Genomic DNA, 25,456 nt, shown 5'->3' with positions numbered 1-25,456 from the left:
CAACAGGGAGTCCCGGCTAGTGGGACTCCCAGCGCCGCGTCGAATAGGCACGGGTCGCCGCCGCGGCCGCCATCCGCACGGCGGGACCGATCCGTTCCGGGCGCACTGCCGCACTCGGGCCGGTCACCGACAACGCCGCGGCAACGCCGCCACCAGCGCTGAAGATCGGGGCCGCGATGCAGCTGATGCCGACGTTGCCCTCCTCGCGGTCGTAGGCCCAACCCTGGTCCGGGATAGCGGCGAGCTCACGGCGCAACGCCGTCGGGCTCGTGATCGTGCGGGGAGTTCGGCGTTCCAGACCGGCGGCGATCACCGCGTCCACAGTGGACGCGTCGGAGAACGCGAGCATCGCGCGGCCCAGACCCGAGCAGTGCGCCGGGATCATCCCGCCGACCTGGTCGAGCATCGGCATCGGCCGGTGCCCGGTGATCTTCTCGACGACCAGCACCCTGGTTCCGTCGAGCACGCCGAGCTGGACCGTCACGCGGGCGGCGGCGTACAGGTCCTGCAGGAACGGCAGCACGGCCTCGCGCAGCTCGTGCCGCACGGGCACCAGGCTGGAGAGCTTGAACAGGCCGGTGCTGATCCGGTAGCGGTCGTCCGGCTTGTCGAGCCAGCCGAGCTCGATCATGCGGCCCGCCGTGCGGTGCACCGTCGAGCGCGGAAGCCCGGACCTGCGCACCAGTTCGGCGAGGCCCAGCTCGCGGTGGGTGACGTCGAAGGCGTCCAGGATCGCCGCCGCGCGTTCGAGTGAACCGCTCGGCTCGCCTGACTGCGAGTCCCGGTCACTGGGACTCATCCTTGGCCCACCATTCGCACACGGCGACTGTAGGAGCTCATGGACGCAAACACCACGCGGGTCGCGCTAGTCGGGGGCGGCGCCGGCGGAATCGGTGCGGCGACGGCCGCGGCGCTCGTCGAGAGCGGGCACCGCGTCGTGCTGGCCGGACGCACCGAAGCGACGCTGAAAGAGGCGGCCTCGGCACTCGGCGCGGACCACGTGGTCCGCGACCTCTCCGATCCGGGTGAGGCCGCCGCGGTGGTGGACGAGGTCGTCGACCGCCACGGGGCGCTCGACGTGCTGGTCGTGAACGCGGGCGGTCCGTCGCCGGGTGGGATCTTCGAGGTCTCGGACGACCAATGGCACCGCGACCTCGATCTGCTGCTGCTCGGCCCGCTGGCGTTGCTGCGGGAAGCGTTGCCGCCGATGGCGGCGCGCGGGTTCGGTCGGGCCGTGGTGGTCACGTCGACCGCCGTGCGGCAGCCGCAGCCCGGCCTGGCGTCATCCACGGTGCTGCGCGCGGCCGTCACGTCGGCCATGAAGCTCGTGTCGCGGCAGTTCGCGGCGGACGGCGTCACGGTCAACTGCGTGGCTCCCGGCGCGACGCTGACGCCTCGGCGGCGGGAAGTGCTGCGGCGCAGGGCCGAGGCGGCGGGCATGGACCTCGACACCGCCGCCGCGCAGGACCTCGCCGACATCCCGGCCCTGCGCGCCGCGGATCCGGGCGAGATCGCCGCGGCCGTGGCTTTTCTGGCTTCACCTCAGGCTTCGTACGTCAACGGCACCGTGCTGACCGTCGACGGCGGCCGCACCGAGTTTCCAGTGTGAAAGGGACGATCGCGTTGGCCACCTCAGGACCCGACTTCGCCATGACCGACTTCCTCGGGGCGCTCACGCACGCTGTCCGGCCGGACGGCGGGCGTCCGCTGGTCGTGCACGACGACGAGCTGGAGACGATCCCGCCCGGCGCCGTGCCGAACCCGACGACGCTGCGGATCGCGGGCAAGCTGCCGACGTCGACGTTCGAGCTGTTCCGCCAGGTCATCCCGGCGGGCGAGAGCTCGGACATGCAACGGCACTACCACGAGACCGTGCACTTCGTGATCTCCGGCGACGGCCACAGCGAGATCCAGAACGCCGAACCGGAGGAGTTCGAGACGGTGACCTGGACCTCCGGCTCGTTCGTCTACACCCCGCCGTGGACCTGGCACCGCCACTACAACGACTCCACCTCGGACCCGGTCGAGTTCCTCACCATCGAGAACTCCCGGCTGCTCGCGCTGTTCGGGCTCGCCCGCAGGCAGAGCGCCGGCCTCGCGACCTTCGGCGAGGCCCGCGCCCGTTTCGACACAACAGGGGAGGACCAGTGATTCCCGAGCACGTCAGCATCTGGGGCGAACTGTCGCATGTGGACCACACCGTGCGGCACGTCGACGTTCCGGTGCGCGGCCACACCGTCCGGACCAGGGTCCTGCAGGCCGGTTCCGGGCCGGAACTCGTGCTGCTGCACGGCACCGGCGGCCACCTGGAGGCCTACTCGCGCGACATCGCGGGACTGGCCGAGGACTTCCACGTCACCGCCTACGACATGGTCGGCCACGGCTGGTCCGACCTGCCCGACCTGCCGTACACGATCGACGTGCTGTCCGAGCACCTCGTCGGGCTGCTGGACGCGCTGGGCGTCGAGAAGGCGCACCTGTCCGGTGAGTCGCTGGGCGGCTGGGTCGTCGCATGGGTCGCCGCGCACTTCCCTTCGAGGGTCGATCGGTTGGTGCTGAACACGCCGGGCAACATCGCGAACAAGCCCGAGGTCATGCAACGCATGCGGGACAGCACCATGGCCGCCGTGCTCGACCCGAGCGAGGAGACCGTGCGGCGGCGGGTCGAGTTCCTGTTCCACCACAAGGAGATGGTCACCGACGAGCTGGTGAACCTGCGTCGCCAGGTGTATTCACGGCCAGGGTTCGTACAGGCGATCACCAACACGCTCGTGCTGCAGGACCCCGTGGTGCGCAAGGACTTCGCGTGGGACCCGGAGTGGGTGGGGAAGGTCGCGGCGCCGACGTTGTTGCTGTGGACCAGCCACGACCCCACGGGCGGTCTGGACGAGGCGGACATGCTGCTCGGGTGGCTGCCGGACGCGCGGCTGCACGTCATCGACGACGCCGGGCACTGGCCGCAGTGGGAGAAGGTCTCCGAGTTCCTCGACACGCACCGCACCTGGTTGCTGCACGGAAAGGACCCGTCCTGATGGCCGAGATCATCGGATTCGCGGGGATGTCGCACAGCCCGTTCGCGACCCTGCTGCCGCCGGACGGCACCGGTCCGGGCTCGGTGTTCCTGCGTGACGCGGACCGCGTGCGGCAGGCCGTGGAGAGACTGGAGCCTGACGCGATCGTCGTGATCGGGCCGGACCACTTCCACGCCAACTTCTACGACGTGATGCCGCCGTTCGTGCTCGGGGTCGAGGAAGCGGTGGGGTTCGGTGACTTCGGCAGCAGCTCCGGGCCGTTGCCGGTGGCCCAGACCCTGGCCTGGTCGGCGTACGGCGGCCTGGCCGGCGCGGGGTTCGACGTGTCGCTGTCGTACTCGCTGACCGTCGACCACGGCATCGTGCAGAGCTACGAGATGATCACCGGCGGGACGACGCTTCCGCTGGTGCCGCTGGTGGTCAACACGGCCGCGCCGCCGTTGCCGTCGCTGGACCGGTGCGTCGAGCTGGGTCGTGCTCTGGGGGCCGCGCTGCGCTCGTCGGAGTTCCCCGGCCGCGTGCTCGTGGTCGCCTCCGGCGGGCTGTCGCACTGGCTGCCGTCCAACGACCCGCGTGATCCGTCCGTGGTGGGGGAGCGGCGCGAGTCGCTGATCCGGGGCCGGTCCTACGCGAAGGAGTTCGCCGCCGCGCGGGAGCCTCGGGTGCGCGCGATGGGCGGCAACCCGGACGCGCGTGTGAACGCGGTGTGGGACGAGTGGTTCCTCGACCGGCTGTCGGCGGGGTCAGCCGGTGAGGTCGCCTCCCTCGGGCACGAGGCGCTGGAGGACCACGCCGGCAGCGGCGGGCACGAGATCCGCTGCTGGCTGATCGGGCAGGTCGCCGTGGGGCTTCCGTTGGTGTGGAGCAGTTACGAGCCCGTGCCCGAGTGGATCACGGGCATGGGCATCGGAACCACCTTCCCCGTTCTGTGACGCTACCGCGTGAGATCGAGTGCGATGTCGGTCAGCATGTCCTCCTGACCGCCCACCAGGCGTCGGCGTCCCGCCTCCAGCAGGAGAGCGCGGACATCGGCGCCGGTGCGTTGGGCAGCGGTGCCGGCGTGACGCAGGAACGAGCCGTAGACGCCCGCGTAGCCGAGGGTGAGGCTTTCGCGGTCGACGCGGACAGGGCGGTCCATCAGCGGCCGGACCAGGTCATCGGCTGCGTCTTGCAACGCGAACAGGTCGGCGTTGTGCTGCCATTGCTGGAGGTTCGCGACGGCGACGAACGGTTCGATGGGGCAGTTGCCCGCTCCGGCGCCGAGTCCGGCCAGGGAGGCGTCGACGCGGGTGGCGCCCTCCTCGACGGCGGTGATCGAGTTCGCCACGGCGAGCGACAGGTTCTCGTGCGCGTGGATGCCGATCTCGGTGTCGTCGTCGAGGACGTCCTTGTACGCGCGGATCCGTTCGCGGACGTCCTGGGGGAGCAGGCGGCCGCCGGAATCCGTTACGTAGACGCAGTTCGCGCCGTAGGACTCCATCAGCTTCGCCTGGCGCGCGAGCTCCTGCGGTTCGGCGAGGTGGCTCATCATCAGGAACCCGGACACGTCCATGCCGAGGTCGCGCGCGCCGGCGATGTGCTGGGCGGAGATGTCGGCCTCGGTGCAGTGCGTAGCGATGCGAACCGATTGCACGCCAAGGCCGTGGGCGCGCTTGAGGTCGTGGAGCGTGCCGATGCCCGGCAGCAGCAGTGTCGTGAGTTTGGCCTGGGTCAACGCTTCCGCGGCCGCCTCGATCCACTCCCAGTCGGTGTGGCTGCCGGGCCCGTAGACGAGTGATCCGCCGCTGAGGCCGTCGCCGTGCGAGACCTCGACGGCGTCGACTCCGGCCTGGTCCAGCGCCCTGGCGATCTCGGTGACCTTGCGGGGGTCGATGTGGTGCCGCAGGGCGTGCATGCCGTCCCGGAGCGTCACGTCCTGGAGGTAGATCTTCATGCGCGCACGACCGCCTTCGCCATCGTCTCCGCGACTCGCAGCGCCGCGCTGGTCATGATGTCCAGGTTGCCCGCGTAGGCAGGCAGGTAGTCGGCCGCGCCCTCGACCTCCAGCAGCACGGTGACCTGATGCGTCACGGGTTCCTTGGTGAGAGTGCCCGGCAGGTCGACCGGATCGATCTGCACGGCCTGCTTGAGGCGGTAGCCGGGAACGTAGGCCGCGACCTCGGAGACCGCGTGCTCGACGGACGCACGGATCCGTTGGTGCGTCTGGGGATCCGGCGCGTTGACGAGTGCGAGCACGGTGTCCCGCATGGTGATCGGCGGATCGGCCGGGTTGAGCACGATGACGGCCTTGCCCCTCCGCGCGCCGCCCACGTCCGCGATCGCCCGCGCGGTCGTCTCGGTGAACTCGTCGATGTTCGCCCGCGTGCCCGGACCCGCGCTCCGCGAGGAGATCGAGGCGACGATCTCCGCGTACGGCACGGGCGTGACCGCGTTGATCGCGGCGACGATCGGGATCGTGGCCTGTCCGCCGCAGGTGACCATGTTGACGTTCGGCGCGCCCAGGTGTTCCTCGAGGTTGACCGTCGGCACGACCATCGGCCCGATCGCCGCTGGGGTGAGATCGATGACCCGTTTCCCGTGCGCGGCCAGGACTTCGGCGTGCTTCGCGTGCGCGCCCGCGGAGGTGGCGTCGAACACGATCCCGACGTCCTCGAACCCCGGCATCGCGACGAGCCCGTCGATGCCGTCCGCCGTGGTGGAAACGCCCAGCTCCCGTGCCTTCGCGAGACCGTCCGACGCGGGGTCGATGCCCGCCAGCGCCGCCACCTCCAGCGTCGTGGACCGCTTGAGCACCTTGACGACGAGATCGGTGCCGATGTTGCCCGAGCCGATGACCGCGACCTTCACGACTCCTCCCCGAACGTCGCCCGCACAGTGCCGAGACCGGTGATCGTCGCCTCGACCTCGTCGCCGGCCTGGACGGGCACGACGGGACCGAGCGAGCCGCTGAGCACGACGTCACCGGCCCTGAGCGGGTCGCCGAGGGCCGCGGCGGTCGTGGCGAGCCAGGCGAGGGCGGTCAGCGGGTCGCCCATGCAGTCTGCGCCGGTGCCCGTCGAGCGCTCCTCGCCGTTGACGGAGAGCACCATCGACACCTCCGCGGGCGTGACCTCGCCGAGCTCCCTCTCCTCGGTGCCGAGTACGTAGAGACCGGCGGAGGCGTTGTCCGCGACGGTGTCGGCGAACGTGATGTCCCAGCCCTCGATCCGGCTGTCCACGACCTCCAGCGACGCCCGGACGTGCCCCACCGCCGCCGCGACCGCCCGCTCGTCGAACGGCCCGGCCGTCAGGTCCGCCTTCAGCACGAACGCCACCTCGGCCTCGACCCGCGGCTGCAACAGCCGGTGCGTCGGCAGCACGTCGCCGTCCTTGAAAGCCATGTCGTCGAGCAGCACCCCGAAGTCCGGCTGGTCCACGCCGAACTGCCGGCGCACCGCGGACGAGGTCAGCCCGATCTTGCGGCCGGTCCGTCCGGCGCCGGCCGCGATGCGCGCGGCGATGTTGTGCTGCTGGACCGCGTACGCCTTGGCGTCGCCGACGAGATCCCGGACGGGCGCACAGGTGACCTTCTCGCGCGCCGCTCTCGCAAGGCGCTCCGCTGCGGTTCGAACTTCGTTCATGCCGCACATCGTGGTGGTGCCTGCGGCGTTCCGGTCACTGCGGAGTTCCGCTGACCGGAACTCGGTGGCACGATCGAGTGATGACCGAGGTGCCGAACACCCTGCTGGGCAAGGTGATGTCGGTGCTGAACGCCTTCGGAGCCGACGACGACGAGCTCGGCTTCGCGGAACTGGGCCGGCGCACCGGCCTGTCGAAGGCGACGCTGCACCGCGTCCTGGGCGACCTGGCCGAGGTGCGCCTGCTCGACCGCGGCGCGCGCGGCTACCGCCTGGGCGGACACCTGTTTCAGCTGGGCATCCGCGCGTCGGTCGAACGCCGCCTGGTCGAGGTGTCCACGCCGTACCTGGAAGACCTCTACGAGCGCACCCACGAGACCGTCCACCTGGGACTCCTGGAGGGCCACGAAGTCGTCTACGCCACCAAGATCGGCGGCCACCGCCAGGCGTCCTCACCGTCACGCCTGGGCGGGCGCATGCCCCTGCACGCCACCGCGATCGGCAAGGCCCTGCTCGCGCACGCCTCGCCGTCCCTGCGCACCGAGGTCCTGTCCGCTCCGCTGGCCCGCCTGACCCCGCGCACGGTCGTCACGCCCGGCATGCTCCGCCGCCAGCTGGCCACGATCCGGCAGACGGCGGTGGCCTACGAGTTCGAGGAGTCCAAGGTCGGCCTCGCCTGCGTGGCGTCGCCGGTGCTCGGCCACGACGGTGCCGTGCTGGCCGCGGTCAGCGTCGCCGGGCCGACCACCCGGTTCGATCCCCGTGCGCACGCGGCCTCGGTGCACGCGGCGGCGACGGGCATCGCGCTGACGCTGATCCGGCGCGCCACGCTGTCGTCCGGCAGCTGATATCCAATATATCGCTGACCGTTTTGTCCGGCCTTATGCAAAAGACGTTTGCGGACGTCCGCAAACGTCTTTTGCATAAGGGGTGTAAGCGCAGGTCAGAAGGCTTTGACGTCGAGGTAGGCACCGAACGTCCCGAGCCAGTGGTCGGCCATGTAGCCGTGCCCGCCGAACACGTACGTCCACCCGGCTTCGCGATGCGCCGACGACGCCGCGCGGGCCAGCGACAGGTACCGGTGCCCGGCCGGCAGTGCCTCCGCGATCGCCTCCCAGTTCCACGCGCGCGACAACGCGAGCCCGGCGAGGTGCGAGCCGTAGGGGTCGCTGGGGTCGTCGACCGGGAAGGGCTCGCGCAGCACGCGCCACCGTTCCGACTCGAGCTCCGGCAGGTAGGCGTCGAGCCAGCCGGCGAACTCCGCGGTGTCCAGGGCGCGCCGCATCAGGTCGGCCGTCGTCAGCGCGGGGGAGAGGAAGTCGGCGGCGTCCGGTTCGAAGCCGCCGTACCCGGCCTCGTCGCGGTGCCACCGCAGGGCCGCGGCGGCACACGCGGAGGCCAGTTCGGTGTCGCCGGTCGCCTGGGCGGCGTCGAACACGAGACCGGTCGCGAACGCGGTGTTGCTGTGGGTGCCGGTGCGGATCGGCAGGCGCGCCACCGAGATCCACTCCAGCCATCGGTCGCGCAGCACCTCCGCGATCGGCGCCACCGACCACGGAAGTCCGGAGGTGCGCAGTTCGGCGTCGAGCAGCAGCAGCCACGCCCAGCCGTACGGCCGCTCCCAGTGCCGTCCGGCCGGAGAGGCGAAGAACGCGGCCTCGGTGGCGCAGTTGTCCGGAGTGATCAGCTTGTCGAGGGCGTTGCGGGCCGTGTCCGCTCCCGCGAGAGAGGGACGCAACCGCAGCAGGCGCACGGCCAGCCACGTCTGGTGCACGCACGAGTGCCAGTCGAACGACCCGGCGAACACGGGGTGCAGCACCCGCTGCGGGACGAGCCGGTCGTCGCCGTCGATGACGTGCGTCCAGTGCACCGGATGGTCGCGCTGGACGTTGTCGACCGCGATGCCCAGCAGCCGGGTCGCGGTGCTGTCATCCAAACGGGTGGCGTTCATGGCCACATCATGCAACGCGACGTCTCAACAGGGCAGAGGCGGATAGTTGACGAGTAACAGACTTCACCCCGCCGGAGGTAACGGCCGCTGCGCCGGATGAAGCCCAGGCCGGGACCCCTGCGAGCGCTGACGGGCCCGACCCGGTCTCTCAGTGTGGGACAACTAGGATGAGCAGCGTGAACTGGACCGTGGACGTGCCCATCGACACGCTTCCCGAGCTTCCGCCGCTGCCTCCCGAGATGCGCAAGCGCCTGGACGACGCACTGTCGCGCCCGGCCGCCCAGCAGCCCGAATGGCCCGACGCCGAACAGGTGCGTCGCGTGCGGACCGTGCTCGAGAGCGTGCCGCCGATCACCGTGCCCGCCGAGATCGACCGGCTGCACACGCAACTGGCGCAGGTCGCGAACGGTGAGGCATTTCTCCTGCAGGGCGGTGACTGCGCGGAGACGTTCGCTGACAACACCGAGCCGCACATCCGCGCGAACATCCGGACCCTGCTGCAGATGGCTGTCGTGCTGACCTACGGCGCGAGCCTTCCGGTGGTGAAGGTCGGCCGCATCGCCGGCCAGTACGCCAAGCCGCGTTCGTCGGGCATCGACGCGCTCGGCCTGCCGTCCTACCGCGGCGACATCATCAACTCCCTGGTCGCGACGCCCGAGGCCCGGGTCGCCGACCCCGGCCGCATGATCCGCGCGTACGCGAACGCCGGCGCGGCCATGAACCTGCTGCGGGCGCTCACCGGCGCGGGTCTCGCCGACCTGCACCGCGTGCACGACTGGAACCGCGACTTCGTGCGCACCTCACCCGCGGGTGAGCGCTACGAGGCCCTGGCCGGCGAGATCGACCGCGGCCTGAAGTTCATGTCGGCGTGCGGTGTGAACGACCAGTCGCTGCACGGCACGGAGATCTTCGCCTCGCACGAGGCGCTGCTCCTCGACTACGAGCGCGCGCTGCTCCGCCTCGACACGACGGGCGACGAGCCCAAGCTGTACGACCTGTCGTCGCACTTCGTGTGGATCGGTGAGCGCACCCGCCAGCTCGACGGCGCGCACATCGCGTTCGCCGAGATGCTGGCGAACCCGATCGGTCTCAAGATCGGCCCGACGACGACGCCGGAGATGGCCGTCGAGTACGTCGAGCGCCTCGACCCGCACAACAAGCCGGGCCGCCTGACGCTCATCTCGCGCATGGGCAACCAGAAGGTGCGCGACGTGCTCCCCGCCATCATCGAGAAGGTCGAGGCCAGCGGCCACAAGGTCATCTGGCAGTGCGACCCGATGCACGGCAACACGCACGAGTCGTCGACCGGCTACAAGACCCGGCACTTCGACCGCATCGTCGACGAGGTCCAGGGCTTCTTCGAGGTGCACCGCCGCCTCGGCACGCACCCCGGTGGCATCCACATCGAGCTCACGGGTGAGGACGTCACCGAGTGCCTCGGCGGCGCCCAGGAGATCTCCGACGCCGACCTCGCCGGCCGCTACGAGACGGCGTGCGACCCGCGCCTGAACACGCAGCAGTCGCTCGAACTCGCGTTCCTCGTCGCCGAGATGCTGCGGTCCTGACGGCTTCCTGAAGACGAGCTGAAGAACGAAGGGCCCCGCGTCGAGAACGCGGGGCCCTTCGCTTCGCCCATGTCAGAGGCCGACGATCGTGATCTCGGTTCCTCGCTTCACCCGCGTGCGCGGCGGGATCGACTGGTTCACCACGGTCGCGTTGTTGCTCTTGTTGAACTCGACCTTCACCTTCAGGCCGGCCCGTTCGAGCTCCTCCTTGGCCTCCCGCACCTTCTGCCGGGTGACGTCGGGGACCTCGATCTCCTCGTTGTTCTTGTTCTGGTAGAAGAGCGTGACGCGCTTGTTCTGCGTCGGGTCCAGCACCGTGCCCGCGGGCGGATCCGTCCGCACCACGCGTGACCCGTTGTTCTCCGGCGCGTCGTCGCCACCCGCGTCGACCGCCTCCAGACCGGCGCGCTGCAGCTCAGCGGTCGCCTCGTCCTTCGTCTTGCCCGTCACGTTCGGCACTGGCAGGCGTGGCGGCGGGCCCTTGCTCAGGATGAGGGTCACCGGCGCGTCGAGGTCGAGCGCCGTACCCGGACGCGGGTCGACACCGACGACCTTGCCGATCGGCACGGTGTCGTGGAACGCGTCCTTCGCCGGGTCCTTGGCCGTCTTCAACCCCGCGGCCTGGATCTCCTTGGTCGCGGCCTCCACCTCGGCACCGGCGGTGATGAACGGCACCACGGGCCTGCCGCGCGACACGACGAGCTTCACCTGCTCGTTCTTGCGCAGCTCGGCGCCAGGTCCGGGGTCGGAGCTGATGACCGTGCCGTTGGGGACGTCGTTGGACGGCACCTTCTCGACCAGCCCGGTGAGGTCGGCCTTCGAGAGCAGCAGCATCGCGTTCTGCTCGGACTGCCCGGCCACCGACGGCATCTCCGTGTAGCGGTTCGCGCTGACGTACCAGGAGAACAGTCCGACGAGGACCACCACGACGGCGGCCACGGAACCCCAGATCGTGAAGAGCTTCTTGCGCCGCTTGCGCTCCGCCTCGACCGGGTCGACCTTCGGCTTGCGCTTCTGCGGGGGACGGCGGCGCGGCGGCTCCGGCCGCTGCATCGTGCGCGTCGCCGAGTTGCCGAGGGGAATGCCGGGAGGCGGCGTCGGAGGAGGCCCGGTGCTGACCGTCGTCATCGCCGCCGAGTTCAGGGGCGGCTTCGGCACCACCGGCCTGGTCAGCTCGGCGGCCGAGGGAGGCGTGGCGCCGACCGCGACGGGGACCGGCCGCATGACGACGGTCCTGTCGTTCTCGGGCGCCGAACCGGGCACGGGCACCGGCTGCGGCGTGAGGCCCAGCTCCGAGCCCACGCGCTCCAACTCGGCCAGGAACGCGTCGGCGTTCGGGGGTCGCAGCACCGGGTCGCGCCGCGTCGCCTTGCGCACCAGCGTGTCGAGCGCCAGCGGGATCTCCGGAACCGACGGGACGTCCGAGTTCACGTGCTGGTAGGCCACCGAGATGGGCGTCTCGCCGCGGTAGGGCACCTGACCCGCCAGCATCTCGTAGAGCACGATCCCGGCCGCGTAGACGTCACTGCGCGCGTTCGCCGAGCCGGATTCCACCTGTTCAGGTGAAAGATAGGCGACTGTGCCCAGGATCTCGCTGTCGCTCGTGACACCGTTCTCGGCGATCGCACGGGCCAGTCCGAAGTCGGCCACCTTCACCTGGCCACCCGGTCCGATCAGCACGTTCTCCGGCTTCACGTCCCGGTGCACGAGACCGGCGCGGTGTGCGGCGCCCAACGCCGACAGCACCGGCCCGAGGATGCTCAACGCCACGGCGGGAACGAGCTTGCCGCGCTGGTTGAGCAGGTCACGGAGATTGCCGCCGTCGATCAGTTCCATCACCAGGTACACCTGGTCACCGTCGACGCCCTGGTCGTGCACGGACACCACTGCCGGGTGGTGCAACTGGGCCGCCGCGCGCGCCTCGCGCTCGAAGCGCGCGACGAACGCCGGGTCCGCCGTCAGGTGCGGATCCATCACCTTGATGGCCACATCGCGATCGAGGCGGGTGTCGCGACCTCGATAGACGGTGGACATGCCACCGCGCGCCAGCACGGAGTCCACCCGGTAGCGCTGCTCCAGCAGTCCACCCATCACGTTCGAAACCGACCTCTCCACAGTGCGAGATGGTAAAGCTCAGGATGACCCGGTTGGCGGAAGGGCGTTCCCAGTTCGGTTATGGCATCGTGACCCCCGTGAGTGCGATTCCTGCCGCTGCGGATGTATTGGCTGCCGACCTGGAGGTTCTTCCTCTCCCCGAGGTGGCCGACCGAATGGGACTTCCGGTCACCCGGGTCCACCAAATGTTGCGCGACGGGCAACTGCTCGCCGAGCGGCGGGCCGGCGTTCTCGTCGTCCCCGAGGCGTTCATCGCTGCCGGAGGGGTGGTGAAGGGTCTGACCGGCACCATCACGGTGCTGCGCGACCAGAACTTCTCCACGGACGAGATCCTGCGCTGGCTCTTCACGGAGGACGAAAGCCTCCCTGGCACTCCGATCGAAGCATTGCGCGGAGACCGTGGGCGTGAGGTAAAGCGCCGCGCGCAGGCCATGGGCTTCTAGTTCACCCGTTGCAGCGGTTCCGGGCGTCTCAGCGAGCGCGAGACGCCCGGAACCTCTGAGCTGGTGCACATGATCACCAAGACTTTCATCGCAGGTCTCACCGCCCTCGGACTGCTCCTCGCGCCGGTCGCCGCGACCGCCGCGCCGGTGGTGCAGGCCAAGCCCACCACGCTCGAACTCGACGCGGGTGGCGCCAAGGTCAAGCTCAAGAAGGGCGACCAGCTCCAGATCAAGGGCAAGCTCGGCGTCAAGGGCGAGCGTCAGCTCACGCTGGGACTGGACGTGTTCGCCCAGGTCAGGGTGAGCGCGTCGGTGTGGACGAACATCTACACCCGCAGTTGCCAGCCGAACTCGACCTTCACCGCGAAGCTCAGCATCGACGCGTCCGCCGACCTGCGCCTCTTCTTCCCCGGCACGAGCGTCTACGCCTCCGCGACGTCGAACATCGTCGGCGTCGTCGTGATCTAAAGCGGGGTTCATCGCGTCGCCGTGCGTGCGAACGGGGCCCGAGCGAGCAGTGCCCGGCCGGCGCCGGGCACCGCCACCGCCAGCCGTCGTGAGTTCGGCACGGCCACGCGCCGCCACAGCACCTCGCAGCCGATGAGCCCCAGGATGTCGCGATACAGCGTGTATGCAGTGCGTATACAGGGGCGGGACGTCACCGACAGCATGTCGATGCCCGGTTCCGCGGACTGATATATCGCATATGAGTGCGCGACGAGGTCGTCGAGCGCCCTTTGCACCCGGTCGTTTGCGCGCCGATGACGGCGAACCCATTGCAACAGATCTCGGTCGACGCCGTGCGCGGTGAGCACGTCCTGCGGCAGGTACACCCGGCCGCGGTCGAGGTCCTCGCCGACGTCGCGCAGGAAGTTCGTGAGCTGGAACGCCGTCCCGAGCCGTGCCGCGTACGGAGCGGCCTGCTCACGGGGCACGACGGTGCCGAGCACCGGCAGCATCTGCAGCCCGATGACCTCGGCGGAGCCGTGCATGTAGAGACCGAGCGCGTCGAGGTTCGCGTACTCGGTGACGTCGAGGTCCATCCGCATCGACGCGAGGAAATCGGTGAACAGCGACCTGTCGATGTCGTAGCGGCGCATCGTGTCGGCCAGGGCGAGCAGGACCGGGTTCGACGGCTCCTCGTCGAGGAGCCGCTCCACCTCGTCGAGTTCGCCCGCGCGGTCGTTCACGCCGGCGGCGTCGACGATCTCGTCGGCCCAGCGCGCGAACGCGTACAAGGCGTGCACCGCGGGCCGCTGTTCACGCCGCAGCAGCGTCGTCGCCAGGAAGAACGTCCTGCCGTACCGGGCGTTGACCCGGCGGCAGGCGGCGTAGGCGGAGCCCAGGGTCCCGGGGCTCATTCGTAGCGCGTGGACAGGCCGAACGGGTCCGGCTTCACCAGCGACCGCGCCGCGAGGCCCGACACCGCCAGCGCGAAGAACAGGTAGCCCCACGAGTAGAGCGCCGTGTCGCCGTTCGGGAACGTCACCAGCAGCAGGAACAGCGACGCGACCGTCACCGTGACCAGCGCGCCCGTGCTCCACGCGAACCCGGCGGCCAGCGCCAGCGGCCAGGTGAAGTACCAGGGCAGCGTCGCGGGCGACAGCAGCGCCACGGCCAGCATCGTCAGCGCGCCCCGCCGGATGGCGTCGCGCACCTCACCGTCGCGGGCCGCCCACCACTGCGTGTACGCGATCCAGATCAGCACCGCGGAGCCCAGCGCCCGCGCCACGCCGATGAAGATGCCGCCGTCGACGTAGACGAACCAGTTCACGACCATGCGCACGAAGTCGCCGACCGCGCTCGGCAGCGACAACCAGTTGATGATCATCGACGAGCTGCGCAGCGCCGGGATCCAGCCGAGGTTCACCCCGGCGACGACCGTGCACACCGCGAACGTGCCGAGGAACGCGGCGAGGCCCGGCAGCAGCGCCTTGCGGAACTGGGCGCGCTTGTCGCCGTCCAGGCGCGCCGCCCAGATCCAGACGAGGAACGGCACGATCACGACCGCCGTCGCCTTCACCGAGAACGCGAGGGCGAGCAGCACGAAGCCGAGCACGTGCCTGCGGTCGAGCACCAGCAGCACGCCGGCCGCCATCAGCCCGATCATCAGCAGGTCGTTGTGCGCGCCGCCGATGAGGTGGATCAGCACCAGCGGGTTCGCCGCGACCAGCCACAGCGCGATCGCCGACTTGCCGCCCAGGTGCCTGCTCAGGCCCGGCAGCGCCCAGCACAGCAGCACCAGGCCGCCCGCGAGGGAGAAGCGCATGGCGACGACGCCGAGGATGACGCTGGCGTCCGTGATCCAGACGATCGCCTTGGCGATCAGGATGAACAACGGCCCGTACGGCGCGGGCGTGTGCTGCCACACCCAGCTGACGTTCTCGCTGAGCGTGCTCTGCAGGACCGCGGGCCCGACCGTGTACGGGTCGTAGCCGCTCAGCGCGAGCTGGCCCTGGGCCAGGTAGCTGTAGATGTCCTTGCTGAACAGCGGCGGTGCGAACAGCAGCGGCAACGTCCAGACCGTGACCGCGACCAGCACCGCGAAGTCGCCGATCTCGCCCCACCGCACGAGGCGGCCGAGCCGGATCCACGCCCAGATGACGAGGCCCAGCCCCAGGTACAGGACCATGCTCGCGAGGTCGCGGCCGTGGCCGTAGCGCAGCCAGCTCAGCCCGATCTGGGCGAGCAGCGGGTCGCGCTCCAGGATCGCGCCGGCACCCATGCCCCCGAGCGCGATCAGAGCCACGCCCAGCAGGCCGAGCATGGTCGTGCGGATGGGGATGGCGTAGGTGTTCGTGCGCACGACTGGTTGAAGCTCCTGTATCGACGCCTCGGAGCTCGTGCGGGGTGGGGACGGAGTTGCTGCCATCGCCCGAACATCGTTGCACAACGCGCGTAAGCGTCAGCAAGCAACGGCCCACACGGTCACGAGGACTTAATCAACCCTCATCGGAGGAGGTGCATGATCGACTTCAGAAGGTCCGCTTCGTCGAGCTGATCGCGAGGTCGGCGAGCTTGGTGGCGGCCGGTTCGGCCACGGGAGCGTCGTCGAGGGCGGCCAGCGCGCTCTTCGTCAGCTCCTCGATGCGCTCCTCCACGGCGTCGACGGCGCCGACCTCGACGAGCGCGCGCCGGACCTGCTCGACGGTGTCGAGGTCGAGGTCGGGCTTGCCCAGAGCGGTGTCGAGCACATCGGCGCCGAACTGCGTGCCGAGCGCGACGAGCAGCGTGCGCTTGCCCTCGGCCAGGTCGTCACCCGCGGGCTTGCCGGTCACCTCGGGGTCGCCGAACACGCCGAGCAGGTCGTCGCGCAGCTGGAACGCGACGCCGATGTCGGCACCGAACGCGCGCAGCCCGTCGATCAGCTCGGGTGAGCCGCCCGCCATCGCCGCGCCCATGTGCAGTGGCCGTTCGACGGTGTACGCGGCGGTCTTGAGCCGGTCGATGCGCAACGCGGCGTCGGGGGACGAGTCGCCCCGTGCCTGCGTCAGCACGTCGAGGTACTGGCCCGCGAGCATCTCCGTGCGCATGTCCCGCCACGGCTCGCTCATCCGGCGCAGCACCTCGGACGGCAGCCCGGCGGCGAAGAGCATGTCGTCCGCCCACGCCAGCGCGACGTCGCCGATCAGCACGGCCGCCGACATGCCGAACCGCTCCGCCGAGCCGAGCCAGCACTGCTCGCGGTGCCGCTCGCCGAACGCGATGTGCACCGTCGGCCTGCCCCGGCGCACCGACGAGGCGTCCATCAGGTCGTCGTGGATGAGCGCGCACGCCTGGATCAGCTCCAGCGAGCTGACCGCCGTGAGCACCTCGTCCGCGAGCTCGCCGCCGGGATCGCCACCGGCCGCGCGCCAGCCCCACCACGCGTAGGTCGGGCGGATGCGCTTGCCACCACCCAGCACGAAATCGGAGAGCGCGTCGACGGCGCTCGCGAAGCTCGGGTCCATCGCCTCGCCGGACGCGCGGCGGGAGGCCAGATACGTGGTCAACGCTGCTTCGACGTGCTGGGGCAACGCAACGTCGATCGGGTGGTGGGACACACGTCCATGTTCCGCTGTGTCCGGGGCCACCCGCATGTCGGGGCCGCGTACCACATGGTGAGCGGCAGTCCCACCTGGCGGAAGACCCACTAGGGTTGGTCCCATGACGTCGGTGGTGGAGCGGCTCCGGGGTGAGTCACCCAAGTTCTCGGTGGAGTTCCTGCCTCCCCGTGACGCGGAGGACGAGAAGGTCCTCTGGAAGGCCGTCCGCGAACTGGAAGGCCTCGACCCGGCGTTCGTGTCGATCACCTACGGTGCCGGCGGGTCGCGCCGGGACCGCACGATCCGCGCCACCGGCCGCATCGCGCAGGAGACGACGCTGCTCCCCGTCGCGCACCTCACCGCCGTCGAGCACTCGGTGGCGGAACTACGCAACGTCATCGGCTGGTACGCGGCGATCGGCGTGCGGAACATCCTGGCGCTGCGCGGCGACCCTCCCGGCGACCCGATGGGCGAGTGGGTCGCGCACCCGGAAGGCCTCAACTACGCCGACGAGCTGGTGCGGCTGGTCCGCGAGCTCGGCGACTTCTGCGTCGGCGTGGCGGCGTTCCCTTACGGGCACCCGCGCTCGGGCGACCTCGACACCGACCTCAAGTTCCTGCTGCGCAAGCTCGACGCGGGCGCGGACTACGCGGTGGCCCAGCTGTTCCACGCGCCGGAGCCGTTCCTGCGGATGCGCGACAGGGTGGCGGCCGCGGGCTGTTCCGCGGCGATCCTGCCCGGGATCATGCCGATGCTCTCGCCGCGCGGCCTGGCCAAGATCGTGGAGCTGTCCGGTGCGGACCTGCCGCTCGACGTCTCGCGCCGGCTGGAGCCGTACCTGGACGACGCCGCCGGGTTCCGGGCGGCCGGCATCGACATCGCGACCGAGATGTGTCAGCGGCTGCTCGACGAGGGCGTTCCCGCGCTGCACTTCTACACGATGAACAGATCCAAGGCGACGAAGGAAGTGCTCGGGCGCCTGGGTCTGGTCACGCGCGCCTAGAGGGTGACGTTGCGTTTGTGCGCGATGAGCGCGAGCACGACGACGATCAGCGCGGCACCGCCGGTGAGCCCGGCGACCAGCAGTGCCCAGCCGAAGAACGAGCTGGAGTTCTCACCCGCGTACTGCACGGTGGCCTGCAGCATCGACGCCTGACCGGGTTTCGGAGACCACGCGATCGTGTTGTTCTCCTCCTCGCGGCCGTTGGTGTTCACGATCTTGCCGGGGAAGCTGACCTTGATCTGGATGTCCGCGCGTTCGACGGGCACCTGGGTCAGGTCGACCGACCCCGAGAGGGTGACAAGATCACCCGACCGGCGGAAGTTGAGGCTGTAGCGGCTGTTCGACGAGCTGGTGGACGTCGACAGGGTCCGCATCTCGTCGAACGACAGGCCGTTGAAGAACAGCTGCGTGCCCGCGTACGACTCCACCCGGTACGGCTTGGTGGTGACGCGGCTCGCGAGCTCTGGCGGCACCTTGAGCTGCGGACCGGGGTCGTTGTCCTGCGTCGGTGGCGTGGCCGCGACGATCTCGCCGGAGATGCGGTCGTCGTCGGACACGGCCATGGCGGCGTACACGCGAACGCAACCACTCAGCGAGAACAGGGTGAGTAGCAAGAAGACCGGCAGCAGCAGTGCCCGGGAACGACGCACGGCGGACATCCTGCCAGTACGACCCGAACGACGCAGGTTCCCTCCGAAGGTCGTGAGCTTGACTAACTACCTTTTGGTGTCGTGAGGCGCGAGGTAGCGTCTCGGCGCATGGCATCCGTGCACGAGATCAGCAACAAATTCGTCAGCGACTACGTGGCGCTCGACCCCATCGCGGCCACGAGTCTCGGCTTCGCGGGTTCCGACGACCAGCTGACGGACCTCTCCCCGGAAGGGCACGCGGCGCGCGACGAACTCGCCGTCCGCGCTCTCGCCGCGATCACCGCCGCGCAGCCGGCGGATGCCTCGGAGGAGGCGGCGCGCGCCGTCTTCCTGGAACGCACGGGCCTGGAGCACGAGCTCTACGAGGCCGGTGAGACCGAGTCCTCGCTGAACGTCATCGCGAGCCCCATCCAGTCCGTGCGCGACATCTTCGACCAGATGCCGACCGACACGCCGGAGCAGTGGGCCACCATCGGCCGCCGCCTCTCCGCCGTGCCCGCCGCACTGGACGGCCTGCGCGCCTCTCTCTCGCACGCCGCCTCCCGCGGCCACGTTTCCGCACTGCGTCAGGTCACCCAGGTCGCCAAGCAGTGCGACACCTTCGCCACGACGTTCTTCGGCCCGTTCGCCGCCTCCGCCGACGTCGACGGTTCCGTGCGCACCTCTCTCGACGCCGGTGCCACCGCCGCTGCCGCCGCCTACGCGGACTTCGCCTCGTTCCTCCGCACGACGCTGGCTCCTCAGGCGCCGGTGAAGGACGCGGTCGGCGAGGAGCGCTACCGCCTCGGCTCGCGCTACTTCACCGGCTCGCGGCTCGACCTCGCCGAGGCCTACGCGTGGGGCTGGGAGGAGTTCCTCGGCATCGAGGCCGAGATGAAGGAGGTGGCCGCGCGGCTCAAGCCGGGCGCCACCCTGGCGGAGACCGCGGCGTTCCTCGACGAGCACCCGCGCTACCAGGTGCACGGCCAGGACGGCCTGCAGGCGTGGATGCAGGAACTGTCCGACAAGGCCCTGCTCGACCTGCGCGACGTGCACTTCGACCTGCCGGACGCGCTGATGAACCTCGAGTGCAGGATCGCCCCGCCCGGCGGTGCCGTCGGCGCCTACTACACGCAGCCGACCGCGGACTTCTCCCGCCCGGGCCGCATGTGGTGGTCGATCGCCGAGGGCAAGTCGGTGTTCCCGACGTGGCGCGAGACCTCGACGGTCTACCACGAGGGCGTGCCGGGCCATCACCTCCAGTGCGCGACGGCGGTGTACCAGTCCGAGAAGCTGAACGACTTCCAGCGCCTGATCTGCTGGGTGTCGGGCCACGGCGAGGGCTGGGCGCTCTACGCGGAACGCCTCATGCGCGAACTCGGCTACCTCGACGACGACGGCGACCTGCTCGGCATGCTCGACGCGCACCTGTTCCGCGCGGCCCGCGTGATCATCGACATCGGCATGCACCTCGAACTGGAGATCCCGGCCGGCACCGGCTTCCACCCCGGCGAGCGCTGGACCCCCGAACTCGGCCTCGAGTTCATGATGACCCGCACCCTCTCGGAGCCCGCGCACGTCCGCGACGAGATCGACCGCTACCTCGGCTGGCCGGGCCAGGCCCCGGCGTACAAGATCGGCGAGCGCCTGTGGCTCGCCGCCCGCGAGGACGCGCGGACCCGCAAGGGCGCCGACTTCGACCTCAAGCGCTTCCACAAGGAAGCCCTGGAGATGGGCGCGATGGGCCTCGACACCCTTCGTGAACGGTTGGCCGCCCTCTGACGCCACCGCCCAGCGCAACGCTCTGACCTGCGCTTACCCACCCTTACGCAAAAGACGTTTGCGGACGTCCGCAAACGTCTTTTGCACAAGCGGGGAAATTGGGGGCCGAACGATGGACTTGCGGGAGCTGTGCTTCCACCTGAGACATCGGCGCCGGATGTATCTGCCGGATGACAGGTACGGCACCGCGGTCGCCTTCGTGGAGGGCTACAACTCGGCGCTCGGAGCAGTGCCGCTCTCGGGGTTCCAGGAGTACGTGGCCACACGAACCGGTAACGCCGGATCGCCCGTTCACTGGTCTTACCTGATCGCGTCAACGGCGGTTCCGGACATCTTCGACGAGGGTGCCGGCATAGGTCAGGTGCCCGTCGAGTCGGGGATCTCGCTCACTGACACGCTGGTCGATCTGCTGGAGGCGTATCAAGCCGACGTATCAGCAAACTGATATCTCGGATTGCCGTGGCTACGCCGGCCCTTACGCCGGATCCGCCCACCGGACGCGCACGCGGTTCGTGATCGGCTCCGGGTCGTCGGTCCGCACGAACTCGAGCCACGGACCCGGCTCGGGCCGCACCGAGGCGAAGCCGTCGCCGCTGCGCGCCACCGGGTGCCCGGTCGCCTCGGCCGACGCCAGCGGATCACGCGAGTCGACGACGACGGCCGCGATCACGCCGGGGTACTCGGGCCGGGGTTCGAGGACGCAGAACTCGTTGCCCTGCGGATCGCGCAGCACCACCCACGGCACGTCGGCCTGACCGACGTCGGCGTGTTCGGCGCCGAGCTTCAACGCCCGCGCCACGATGTCCGCCTGGTGTTCGGGCGACGTCGACGCCAGGTCGAGGTGCACCCGGTTCTTCTCTATCTTCGGAGCGTCGCTCCACACGAACGTCAACTCGATCTCGTCACCGGCGAACTCGGACCAGAACGCGGCCAGCGCGGAGGGATCCGCCGCCTCGAACGTGATTTCCACTCGTACGAGGGTACTGTCTCGCGAGTGGCGAAGCTGGTGCTCGGACCCCTCCTCAGATACGTCGACGCATCGTCCGCGACGGTGTGGGTCGAGACCGACGCCTCGTGCGAGGTCACGATCGCCGGGCACACCACGCGCACGTTCCAGGCGGGCAGGCAGCACTTCGCGCTCGTCCGGCTCGAGGACCTGGGGCCCCGCACCGAGTACGACGTGAGACTGGACGGCGAGAACGTCTGGCCGGAACCCGGCAGCGACTTCCCGAAGCCGGTCATCCGCACCGGTGAGGTCCGCCAGATCGCCTTCGGGTCGTGCCGTGCCGCCCCGCACCAGCCGGTCGGCCCCGACGCGCTCGACGCGTTCGCGCAGCGGCTGATGAAGTTGCCGGAGGAGGCGTGGCCGCAGGCGCTGATCCTGCTGGGAGACCAGGTCTACGCCGACGAACCCACCGAGGCCACCAAGCAGTGGCTGCGGGACAAGAGGGACGGCACGAAGGAACCCGACGGCGAGGTCGTGCACTTCGGCGAGTACGCCCGTCTCTACCACGAGACCTGGGGCGACCCGGAGATCCGCTGGCTGCTGTCGGTCGTGCCGACGTCGATGATCTTCGACGACCACGACGTGCGCGACGACTGGAACACGTCCGCGGTGTGGCGCAAGGAGATGGCGGACAAGCCGTGGTGGCGCGACAGGATCCGCGGTGCCATTTCCTCCTACTGGGTCTACCAGCACCTCGGCAACCTGGGCCCGGAAGAGCTCGCGCGAAACCCCTTGTACGCCAAGGTGAAGGCCCAGGACACGGACGTGCTGCCGTTGCTGGAGGAGTTCGCCGAGGAAGCGGACAAGGAGGTGGAGGGCCGCAAGTCGACGTGGTGGAGCTTCCGCCGCGAGTTCGGCCGCGCGCGGCTGCTCATGGTCGACACGCGTTCCGGCCGCATCCTCGACGAGGGCAAGCGGCAGATGGTCAGCGACGAGGAGTTCGAGTGGATCGAGCGGAACACCGAGGGTGACTTCGACCACCTGCTGATCGGCTCGTCACTGCCGTGGCTGATGCCGCACTCGCTCAGCCACCTGCAGTCCATCAACGAGATCGGCGCGCGCAAGCCGGGCTGGCAGGGCAAGGCGGCGGAGGGCATCAGGCAGGCGGTCGACCTGGAGCACTGGCCGGCGTTCCGCGAGTCGTTCGACCGGCTCTCCCGCATGATCGAGAAAGCCGCGAACAACGGGTCCGCCACGGTGTGCGTGCTCTCCGGCGACGTCCACCACAGCTATGTCGCGGAGGCCGAGTTCCCCAGGCCCACCAAGGCCGTGGTCGCGCAGCTCGTGTGCTCGCCCATCCACAACGAGGCGCCGAAGTTCCTGCGGCCGGGGTTCCGGCTGTCGTGGTCCCGCCCGGCCTCGTGGGTGTTCCGCCGGCTCGCGACGCTGGTCGGTGTGCCGGAGGACCTGGTGCACTGGCGCAAGACCAGCGGCCCGCACTTCGGGAACTCCGTGGCACTACTGGACTTCGACGGCCTCCGCGCCCGCTACCGGCTGATCTCGGCAGCGGGCGAGGAGACCGCGAGCGTCCTACTTGGTCGCGAGCCGCAGTAGCGCCCACAGCTGCGCGATCGCGTCGTGGTCGCCGACCACCTCGACCATCCGGTCGGGCAACCGTCCCCACAGCCAGCGGTACATCGTCATCGGGCTCGCGGATACCTGTGCGTCGGCGACGTGGGTGTCCTCCGGGTCGATCACGCGCCACGCCGACGCGCCGTGCGGGCCGCAGCGAGTGAGCCACAGGTGGTCCTCGACCTGGATGGTGACGAGGCTGTCCCGCGACCCCCGCACGCCGAGCACGTCCAGCTTGTGCCCCAGCCACAACGTGAGCACCTCGTCGACGCCGTCGGCCGCGACCTCGTCGGCGACGGCACCGACCTCCATGCCAGCGGCGCCCTGGACGTCCATGCGGTGCACCGTCGTCTCGTGCGCGAGCCGCCGCCGCCAGAACCCGTAGTTCTGCTGATCAGGCCACCACGTCGCGCACGGCTCGTCCTCGTCGTGCGCCTCGAGTTCCGCGATCACGGCCTCCGCGCCCGACCGCATGAACTCCAGCGCGTCCTCACCGGGCTCCGGAAAGTCCTGCCACTCCCCGATCTCGGGCTCGCGGCCGAGTCTGATCCACGCCAGCGCGCCGCGATAGCCGCCGCCGATGTGCCGCACGGTCTCCCCGAGGTTCAGGCCAGGGCAGGCGGGCACGCCCTTGTGCGGTGGCTGGCCGATCGCGGACATGACGAGCAACTCCGCCTCACGGCGCAGTACTTCCAGGTGGTTCACCGCTGCGCCTCGCTCATCACACGGTCGACGAGCGCCACGAACAGATGGGTCTGGCGCACCAGGTCGTCTGCCGTGCGCGCGTTGACGTGCCTGGTGATCCCCGCGAGCACGGCGGCCCGTGTGGACGACCACGACGCGAAGAAAGCGGCCCACTCAGTCATTTCCGGCGCCATCGCGGCGAGCAGCACCCACGCGCTGGTCGGCCTCGACCGCCCGCGGTGGGGCCGTCCACGTAAAGCGAGCACCGCGGCGGCAGCGCGCAACGCGGCGAGGTAAGCGGTCGCGAACCGCTCCGGGGGCTCGGGCGTGCGCTCCGACTCGGCGAGCGAGTCGTGGGCCTGCCGCAGCAGGACGAGCGCGGACGCGGGGGGCAACGGAATGGGGAAGGCTGCCGGATTCGAAAGATCGGCTGTCATCTCGGCCTCCTCGTGGCGTCGGTGAACGACGTCACCGCCGAGGGGAAGCCGGCGGCTCTCGGAGGTGGGGTGCTTCCCCCACCCCACCTCCGAGGCATGGTGAAACTCGAACACCTGTTCGAGTCCTCCCCAGAGTAGCTGCCAGCCGATGGATTCCTCAACCCGCCCCACCGCGTAGGCGCGAGTCGTGGTCTCATGGAGACGTGAGTGCGCTCGAACACCCCGGAATCCGCAAGGTCGCGGAAGCCCTGCCGCCCGCCACCGCCGCACGCATCGTCGTGCTGCCGGACGCCGTGCGGACCGCGGCAGCCGCGGCTGAGGCGGTAGGTGTGCAGGTAGGCGCGATCGCGAACAGCCTGGTGTTCGCCGCGGTGCGCGACGGCGAGGCGGCCCCGCTGCTGGTGCTGACGTCGGGCGCACACCGCGCGGACACGTCACTTGTCGCCGCACTCGTGGGCGCGGACGCCGTCAAGCGCGCCGACCCCGAGTTCGTCCGCGAGCACACGGGCCAGGTGATCGGCGGCGTGTCGCCGGTCGGGCACCCGGCGCCGATCGAGACCGTGGTGGACGAGTCGCTGTCCGGCTACGAGGAGATCTGGGCGGCCGCGGGCCATCCGCACGCCGTCTACCCCACCACCTTCGCCGATCTGGTGGCGCTGACGGACGGACGCGTCGCGGCGGTGAAGGCATGACGGCCTCGCCGCGCCTGGAGCGCATCGTCGAGATCACCGCCTCGGAACTGAACGAGCGGCTGGGCGAAGCCCTCGCGCTGTACGTGACGGCGATGAACTACCCGCCCGCCACCGTCGAGCAGCGCGCCCCGATGTGGCTCGCCCACATGATGCGCGAGGACTGGCGCTGCGTCGTCGCGCTGGGGGAGCAGGACGAACTCGTCGGCATCGGCTACGGCTACCGAGGCGCGAACGGCCAGTGGTGGCACGAGCAGGTGCGGCGCGGACTGATGCAGGTCTCGCCGCCCGCCGTCGTCGACAGCTGGCTCACCGACTACTTCGAGCTCACCGAACTGCATGTGCTGCCGCGCGCGCAGGGCCGTGGCCTCGGCGAGGACCTGCTGCGCCGCCTGCTGGAAGGCGTGCGGTCCTCCTGCGTGCTGCTCTCCACGCCCGAAGGCCCGAGCAAGGCGTGGAAGCTCTACCGCCGCGTCGGCTTCGAGGACGTGCTGCGGCACTACCAGTTCACCGGCGACCCGCGCCCGTTCGCGGTCCTCGGCCGCAAGCTGCCGGTCTGACCGGCAGCCTCAAAGGTCAGTCCGGCTCCCGCGCAGCCCGCGTGGCTCCGCGCTGCGGTTCAGGAGTGAGACGGCCGGGACCACTTCCCGTCCCATGATCATTTATCCAGGCCGGCAGCCGTTCTCCTCGGACATGTCGTAGCCGAACGCGCACGGTTCCCGCCCTGCTGGCTCGACCACGTCGAGCACCGTCTCCATGCAAAAAACGTTTGCGGACGTCCGCAAAAGACTCATTGCAATGGCTGCCGAGTTGGCGCGGGTGGGGTGCGGTGAGGCGAGAGAGCGTGTATACCGCCAGGTCGAGCTGCCTTGGTTGCGATCACGTGGCCCCAGCCCTAGTCTCACC

At 70.0% G+C, this 25,456-nt stretch carries 27 protein-coding genes; 14 read left to right on the top strand and 13 right to left on the bottom strand.

Translation table 11 applies throughout. The annotated features are described in order from the left end of the window. Positions 1-16: 16 nt before the first annotated feature. Positions 17-799 carry an IclR family transcriptional regulator gene (locus LX88_RS27605; RefSeq protein WP_258950702.1) on the bottom strand — a complete coding sequence of 261 codons (783 nt, stop codon included), beginning with the start codon at positions 797-799 and terminating at the stop codon, positions 17-19. A 39-nt stretch (positions 800-838) separates the two neighbouring features. On the opposite strand from LX88_RS27605, the gene LX88_RS27600 reads away from it, so the two are divergent. The 4 genes from LX88_RS27600 to LX88_RS27585 are packed head-to-tail and all read left to right on the top strand — an operon-like array spanning position 839 to position 3,964. After that, a complete protein-coding gene (locus LX88_RS27600) occupies positions 839-1,609 on the top strand; it encodes an SDR family oxidoreductase (RefSeq protein WP_258950701.1) in 771 nt (256 codons plus the stop codon). Between the two features lie 14 nt (positions 1,610-1,623). Next, a complete protein-coding gene (locus LX88_RS27595) occupies positions 1,624-2,151 on the top strand; it encodes a cupin domain-containing protein (RefSeq protein ID WP_258950700.1) in 528 nt (175 codons plus the stop codon). Further along, positions 2,148-3,032, top strand: a complete 885-nt coding sequence (locus LX88_RS27590; protein WP_258950699.1) for an alpha/beta fold hydrolase — start codon at positions 2,148-2,150, stop codon at positions 3,030-3,032. Before LX88_RS27595 ends, LX88_RS27590 begins: the two co-directional genes overlap by 4 nt. Next, positions 3,032-3,964, top strand: a complete 933-nt coding sequence (locus tag LX88_RS27585) for a DODA-type extradiol aromatic ring-opening family dioxygenase (protein WP_258950698.1) — start codon at positions 3,032-3,034, stop codon at positions 3,962-3,964. The genes LX88_RS27590 and LX88_RS27585 overlap by 1 nt, the downstream gene beginning before the upstream one ends. Positions 3,965-3,966: 2 nt before the next feature. On the opposite strand, the gene dmpG is transcribed toward LX88_RS27585, so the two are convergent. The 3 genes from dmpG to LX88_RS27570 are packed head-to-tail and all read right to left on the bottom strand — an operon-like array spanning position 3,967 to position 6,652. Further along, positions 3,967-4,965 carry a 4-hydroxy-2-oxovalerate aldolase gene (gene dmpG, locus LX88_RS27580; protein ID WP_258950697.1) on the bottom strand — a complete coding sequence of 333 codons (999 nt, stop codon included), beginning with the start codon at positions 4,963-4,965 and terminating at the stop codon, positions 3,967-3,969. Continuing rightward, the gene (locus LX88_RS27575; RefSeq protein ID WP_258950696.1) at positions 4,962-5,879 is read right to left on the bottom strand and encodes an acetaldehyde dehydrogenase (acetylating); all 918 of its coding nucleotides are present in this window, start codon (positions 5,877-5,879) and stop codon (positions 4,962-4,964) included. Before LX88_RS27575 ends, dmpG begins: the two co-directional genes overlap by 4 nt. Further along, positions 5,876-6,652 (bottom strand): 2-keto-4-pentenoate hydratase, encoded by a 777-nt coding sequence (locus LX88_RS27570; protein WP_258950695.1) that lies wholly within the window; start codon positions 6,650-6,652, stop codon positions 5,876-5,878. The genes LX88_RS27575 and LX88_RS27570 overlap by 4 nt, the downstream gene beginning before the upstream one ends. Before the next feature lie 80 nt (positions 6,653-6,732). On the opposite strand from LX88_RS27570, the gene LX88_RS27565 reads away from it, so the two are divergent. Next, positions 6,733-7,497 (top strand): IclR family transcriptional regulator, encoded by a 765-nt coding sequence (locus LX88_RS27565; RefSeq protein ID WP_258950694.1) that lies wholly within the window; start codon positions 6,733-6,735, stop codon positions 7,495-7,497. Positions 7,498-7,592: 95 nt separating this feature from the next. On the opposite strand, the gene LX88_RS27560 is transcribed toward LX88_RS27565, so the two are convergent. Further along, complete coding sequence (locus LX88_RS27560; protein ID WP_258950693.1) at positions 7,593-8,600, bottom strand: DUF2891 domain-containing protein; 1,008 nt, start codon at positions 8,598-8,600, stop codon at positions 7,593-7,595. Between the two features lie 176 nt (positions 8,601-8,776). Here LX88_RS27560 and LX88_RS27555 point away from each other — a divergent pair, with 176 nt between their 5' ends. Next, positions 8,777-10,165 (top strand): class II 3-deoxy-7-phosphoheptulonate synthase, encoded by a 1,389-nt coding sequence (locus tag LX88_RS27555; RefSeq protein WP_258950692.1) that lies wholly within the window; start codon positions 8,777-8,779, stop codon positions 10,163-10,165. Between the two features lie 72 nt (positions 10,166-10,237). Here LX88_RS27555 and pknB read toward each other — a convergent pair whose 3' ends face one another. Continuing rightward, positions 10,238-12,256 (bottom strand): Stk1 family PASTA domain-containing Ser/Thr kinase, encoded by a 2,019-nt coding sequence (pknB, locus tag LX88_RS27550; protein WP_307791331.1) that lies wholly within the window; start codon positions 12,254-12,256, stop codon positions 10,238-10,240. Between the two features lie 101 nt (positions 12,257-12,357). Here pknB and LX88_RS27545 point away from each other — a divergent pair, with 101 nt between their 5' ends. Together LX88_RS27545 and LX88_RS27540 are read left to right on the top strand one after the other, a co-directional pair. Next, the gene (locus LX88_RS27545) at positions 12,358-12,723 is read left to right on the top strand and encodes an Rv2175c family DNA-binding protein (RefSeq protein WP_245983951.1); all 366 of its coding nucleotides are present in this window, start codon (positions 12,358-12,360) and stop codon (positions 12,721-12,723) included. Positions 12,724-12,792: 69 nt separating this feature from the next. After that, the gene (locus LX88_RS27540; protein ID WP_258950690.1) at positions 12,793-13,191 is read left to right on the top strand and encodes a hypothetical protein; all 399 of its coding nucleotides are present in this window, start codon (positions 12,793-12,795) and stop codon (positions 13,189-13,191) included. 8 nt (positions 13,192-13,199) lie between these two features. On the opposite strand, the gene LX88_RS27535 is transcribed toward LX88_RS27540, so the two are convergent. The 3 genes from LX88_RS27535 to LX88_RS27525 form a co-directional block, all read right to left on the bottom strand. Next, complete coding sequence (locus LX88_RS27535; RefSeq protein WP_258950689.1) at positions 13,200-14,084, bottom strand: phytoene/squalene synthase family protein; 885 nt, start codon at positions 14,082-14,084, stop codon at positions 13,200-13,202. Beyond that, the gene (gene mptB / locus LX88_RS27530; RefSeq protein WP_258950688.1) at positions 14,081-15,529 is read right to left on the bottom strand and encodes a polyprenol phosphomannose-dependent alpha 1,6 mannosyltransferase MptB; all 1,449 of its coding nucleotides are present in this window, start codon (positions 15,527-15,529) and stop codon (positions 14,081-14,083) included. The genes LX88_RS27535 and mptB overlap by 4 nt, the downstream gene beginning before the upstream one ends. Before the next feature lie 169 nt (positions 15,530-15,698). Further along, on the bottom strand, positions 15,699-16,802 hold the full coding sequence (locus LX88_RS27525; RefSeq protein ID WP_307791247.1) for a polyprenyl synthetase family protein: 1,104 nt from the start codon (positions 16,800-16,802) through the stop codon (positions 15,699-15,701). A gap of 67 nt (positions 16,803-16,869) precedes the next feature. Between LX88_RS27525 and metF the strand changes: the two genes are divergently transcribed. Further along, positions 16,870-17,751, top strand: coding sequence for a methylenetetrahydrofolate reductase [NAD(P)H] (metF, locus tag LX88_RS27520; RefSeq protein ID WP_258950686.1), 882 nt, complete (start codon positions 16,870-16,872; stop codon positions 17,749-17,751). Here the strand turns inward: metF and LX88_RS27515 are convergent. Beyond that, a complete protein-coding gene (locus LX88_RS27515) occupies positions 17,748-18,410 on the bottom strand; it encodes a DUF3153 domain-containing protein (protein WP_372511431.1) in 663 nt (220 codons plus the stop codon). The two genes, metF and LX88_RS27515, sit on opposite strands and share 4 nt — an antisense overlap. A gap of 99 nt (positions 18,411-18,509) precedes the next feature. Here LX88_RS27515 and LX88_RS27510 point away from each other — a divergent pair, with 99 nt between their 5' ends. Both LX88_RS27510 and LX88_RS27505 read left to right on the top strand, forming a co-directional pair. Beyond that, the gene (locus LX88_RS27510) at positions 18,510-20,162 is read left to right on the top strand and encodes a DUF885 domain-containing protein (RefSeq protein ID WP_258950684.1); all 1,653 of its coding nucleotides are present in this window, start codon (positions 18,510-18,512) and stop codon (positions 20,160-20,162) included. A gap of 112 nt (positions 20,163-20,274) precedes the next feature. Next, positions 20,275-20,607: a hypothetical protein gene (locus tag LX88_RS27505; protein WP_258950683.1), complete on the top strand. Its 333-nt coding sequence runs from the start codon at positions 20,275-20,277 to the stop codon at positions 20,605-20,607. Between the two features lie 30 nt (positions 20,608-20,637). On the opposite strand, the gene LX88_RS27500 is transcribed toward LX88_RS27505, so the two are convergent. Continuing rightward, positions 20,638-21,132, bottom strand: coding sequence for a VOC family protein (locus tag LX88_RS27500; protein ID WP_090073205.1), 495 nt, complete (start codon positions 21,130-21,132; stop codon positions 20,638-20,640). A gap of 24 nt (positions 21,133-21,156) precedes the next feature. On the opposite strand from LX88_RS27500, the gene LX88_RS27495 reads away from it, so the two are divergent. Next, positions 21,157-22,722 carry an alkaline phosphatase D family protein gene (locus LX88_RS27495; protein ID WP_258950682.1) on the top strand — a complete coding sequence of 522 codons (1,566 nt, stop codon included), beginning with the start codon at positions 21,157-21,159 and terminating at the stop codon, positions 22,720-22,722. Here LX88_RS27495 and LX88_RS27490 read toward each other — a convergent pair. Both LX88_RS27490 and LX88_RS27485 read right to left on the bottom strand, forming a co-directional pair. Then, a complete protein-coding gene (locus LX88_RS27490; RefSeq protein ID WP_258950681.1) occupies positions 22,699-23,445 on the bottom strand; it encodes a maleylpyruvate isomerase N-terminal domain-containing protein in 747 nt (248 codons plus the stop codon). The two genes, LX88_RS27495 and LX88_RS27490, sit on opposite strands and share 24 nt — an antisense overlap. Then, entirely contained in the window at positions 23,442-23,861 is a 420-nt protein-coding gene (locus tag LX88_RS27485) for an SAV_6107 family HEPN domain-containing protein (protein WP_090073464.1), read from the bottom strand. Before LX88_RS27485 ends, LX88_RS27490 begins: the two co-directional genes overlap by 4 nt. Before the next feature lie 203 nt (positions 23,862-24,064). Between LX88_RS27485 and LX88_RS27480 the strand changes: the two genes are divergently transcribed. Continuing rightward, the gene (locus LX88_RS27480) at positions 24,065-24,553 is read left to right on the top strand and encodes a YbaK/EbsC family protein (RefSeq protein ID WP_258950680.1); all 489 of its coding nucleotides are present in this window, start codon (positions 24,065-24,067) and stop codon (positions 24,551-24,553) included. Further along, on the top strand, positions 24,550-25,110 hold the full coding sequence (locus LX88_RS27475) for a GNAT family N-acetyltransferase (protein WP_090073213.1): 561 nt from the start codon (positions 24,550-24,552) through the stop codon (positions 25,108-25,110). Before LX88_RS27480 ends, LX88_RS27475 begins: the two co-directional genes overlap by 4 nt. Positions 25,111-25,456: the final 346 nt, after the last annotated feature.

Source organism: Lentzea californiensis (assembly GCF_024648825.1).
In the GTDB taxonomy this organism is placed as follows: domain Bacteria; phylum Actinomycetota; class Actinomycetes; order Mycobacteriales; family Pseudonocardiaceae; genus Lentzea; species Lentzea californiensis.
This window is presented reverse-complemented; position numbering and strand designations above follow the sequence as displayed.

Coding starts and splice junctions, on each gene's coding strand:
- LX88_RS27605 (WP_258950702.1), bottom strand. CDS start 799: ATGAGTCCCAGTGACCGGGACTCGCAGTCAGGCGAGCCGAGCGGTTCA.
- LX88_RS27600 (WP_258950701.1), top strand. CDS start 839: ATGGACGCAAACACCACGCGGGTCGCGCTAGTCGGGGGCGGCGCCGGC.
- LX88_RS27585 (WP_258950698.1), top strand. CDS start 3,032: ATGGCCGAGATCATCGGATTCGCGGGGATGTCGCACAGCCCGTTCGCG.
- dmpG (WP_258950697.1), bottom strand. CDS start 4,965: ATGAAGATCTACCTCCAGGACGTGACGCTCCGGGACGGCATGCACGCC.
- LX88_RS27570 (WP_258950695.1), bottom strand. CDS start 6,652: ATGAACGAAGTTCGAACCGCAGCGGAGCGCCTTGCGAGAGCGGCGCGC.
- LX88_RS27565 (WP_258950694.1), top strand. CDS start 6,733: ATGACCGAGGTGCCGAACACCCTGCTGGGCAAGGTGATGTCGGTGCTG.
- LX88_RS27560 (WP_258950693.1), bottom strand. CDS start 8,600: ATGAACGCCACCCGTTTGGATGACAGCACCGCGACCCGGCTGCTGGGC.
- pknB (WP_307791331.1), bottom strand. CDS start 12,256: ATGGGTGGACTGCTGGAGCAGCGCTACCGGGTGGACTCCGTGCTGGCG.
- LX88_RS27540 (WP_258950690.1), top strand. CDS start 12,793: ATGATCACCAAGACTTTCATCGCAGGTCTCACCGCCCTCGGACTGCTC.
- LX88_RS27535 (WP_258950689.1), bottom strand. CDS start 14,084: ATGAGCCCCGGGACCCTGGGCTCCGCCTACGCCGCCTGCCGCCGGGTC.
- LX88_RS27525 (WP_307791247.1), bottom strand. CDS start 16,802: ATGCGGGTGGCCCCGGACACAGCGGAACATGGACGTGTGTCCCACCAC.
- metF (WP_258950686.1), top strand. CDS start 16,870: ATGACGTCGGTGGTGGAGCGGCTCCGGGGTGAGTCACCCAAGTTCTCG.
- LX88_RS27515 (WP_372511431.1), bottom strand. CDS start 18,410: ATGTCCGCCGTGCGTCGTTCCCGGGCACTGCTGCTGCCGGTCTTCTTG.
- LX88_RS27510 (WP_258950684.1), top strand. CDS start 18,510: ATGGCATCCGTGCACGAGATCAGCAACAAATTCGTCAGCGACTACGTG.
- LX88_RS27505 (WP_258950683.1), top strand. CDS start 20,275: ATGGACTTGCGGGAGCTGTGCTTCCACCTGAGACATCGGCGCCGGATG.
- LX88_RS27485 (WP_090073464.1), bottom strand. CDS start 23,861: ATGACAGCCGATCTTTCGAATCCGGCAGCCTTCCCCATTCCGTTGCCC.
- LX88_RS27475 (WP_090073213.1), top strand. CDS start 24,550: ATGACGGCCTCGCCGCGCCTGGAGCGCATCGTCGAGATCACCGCCTCG.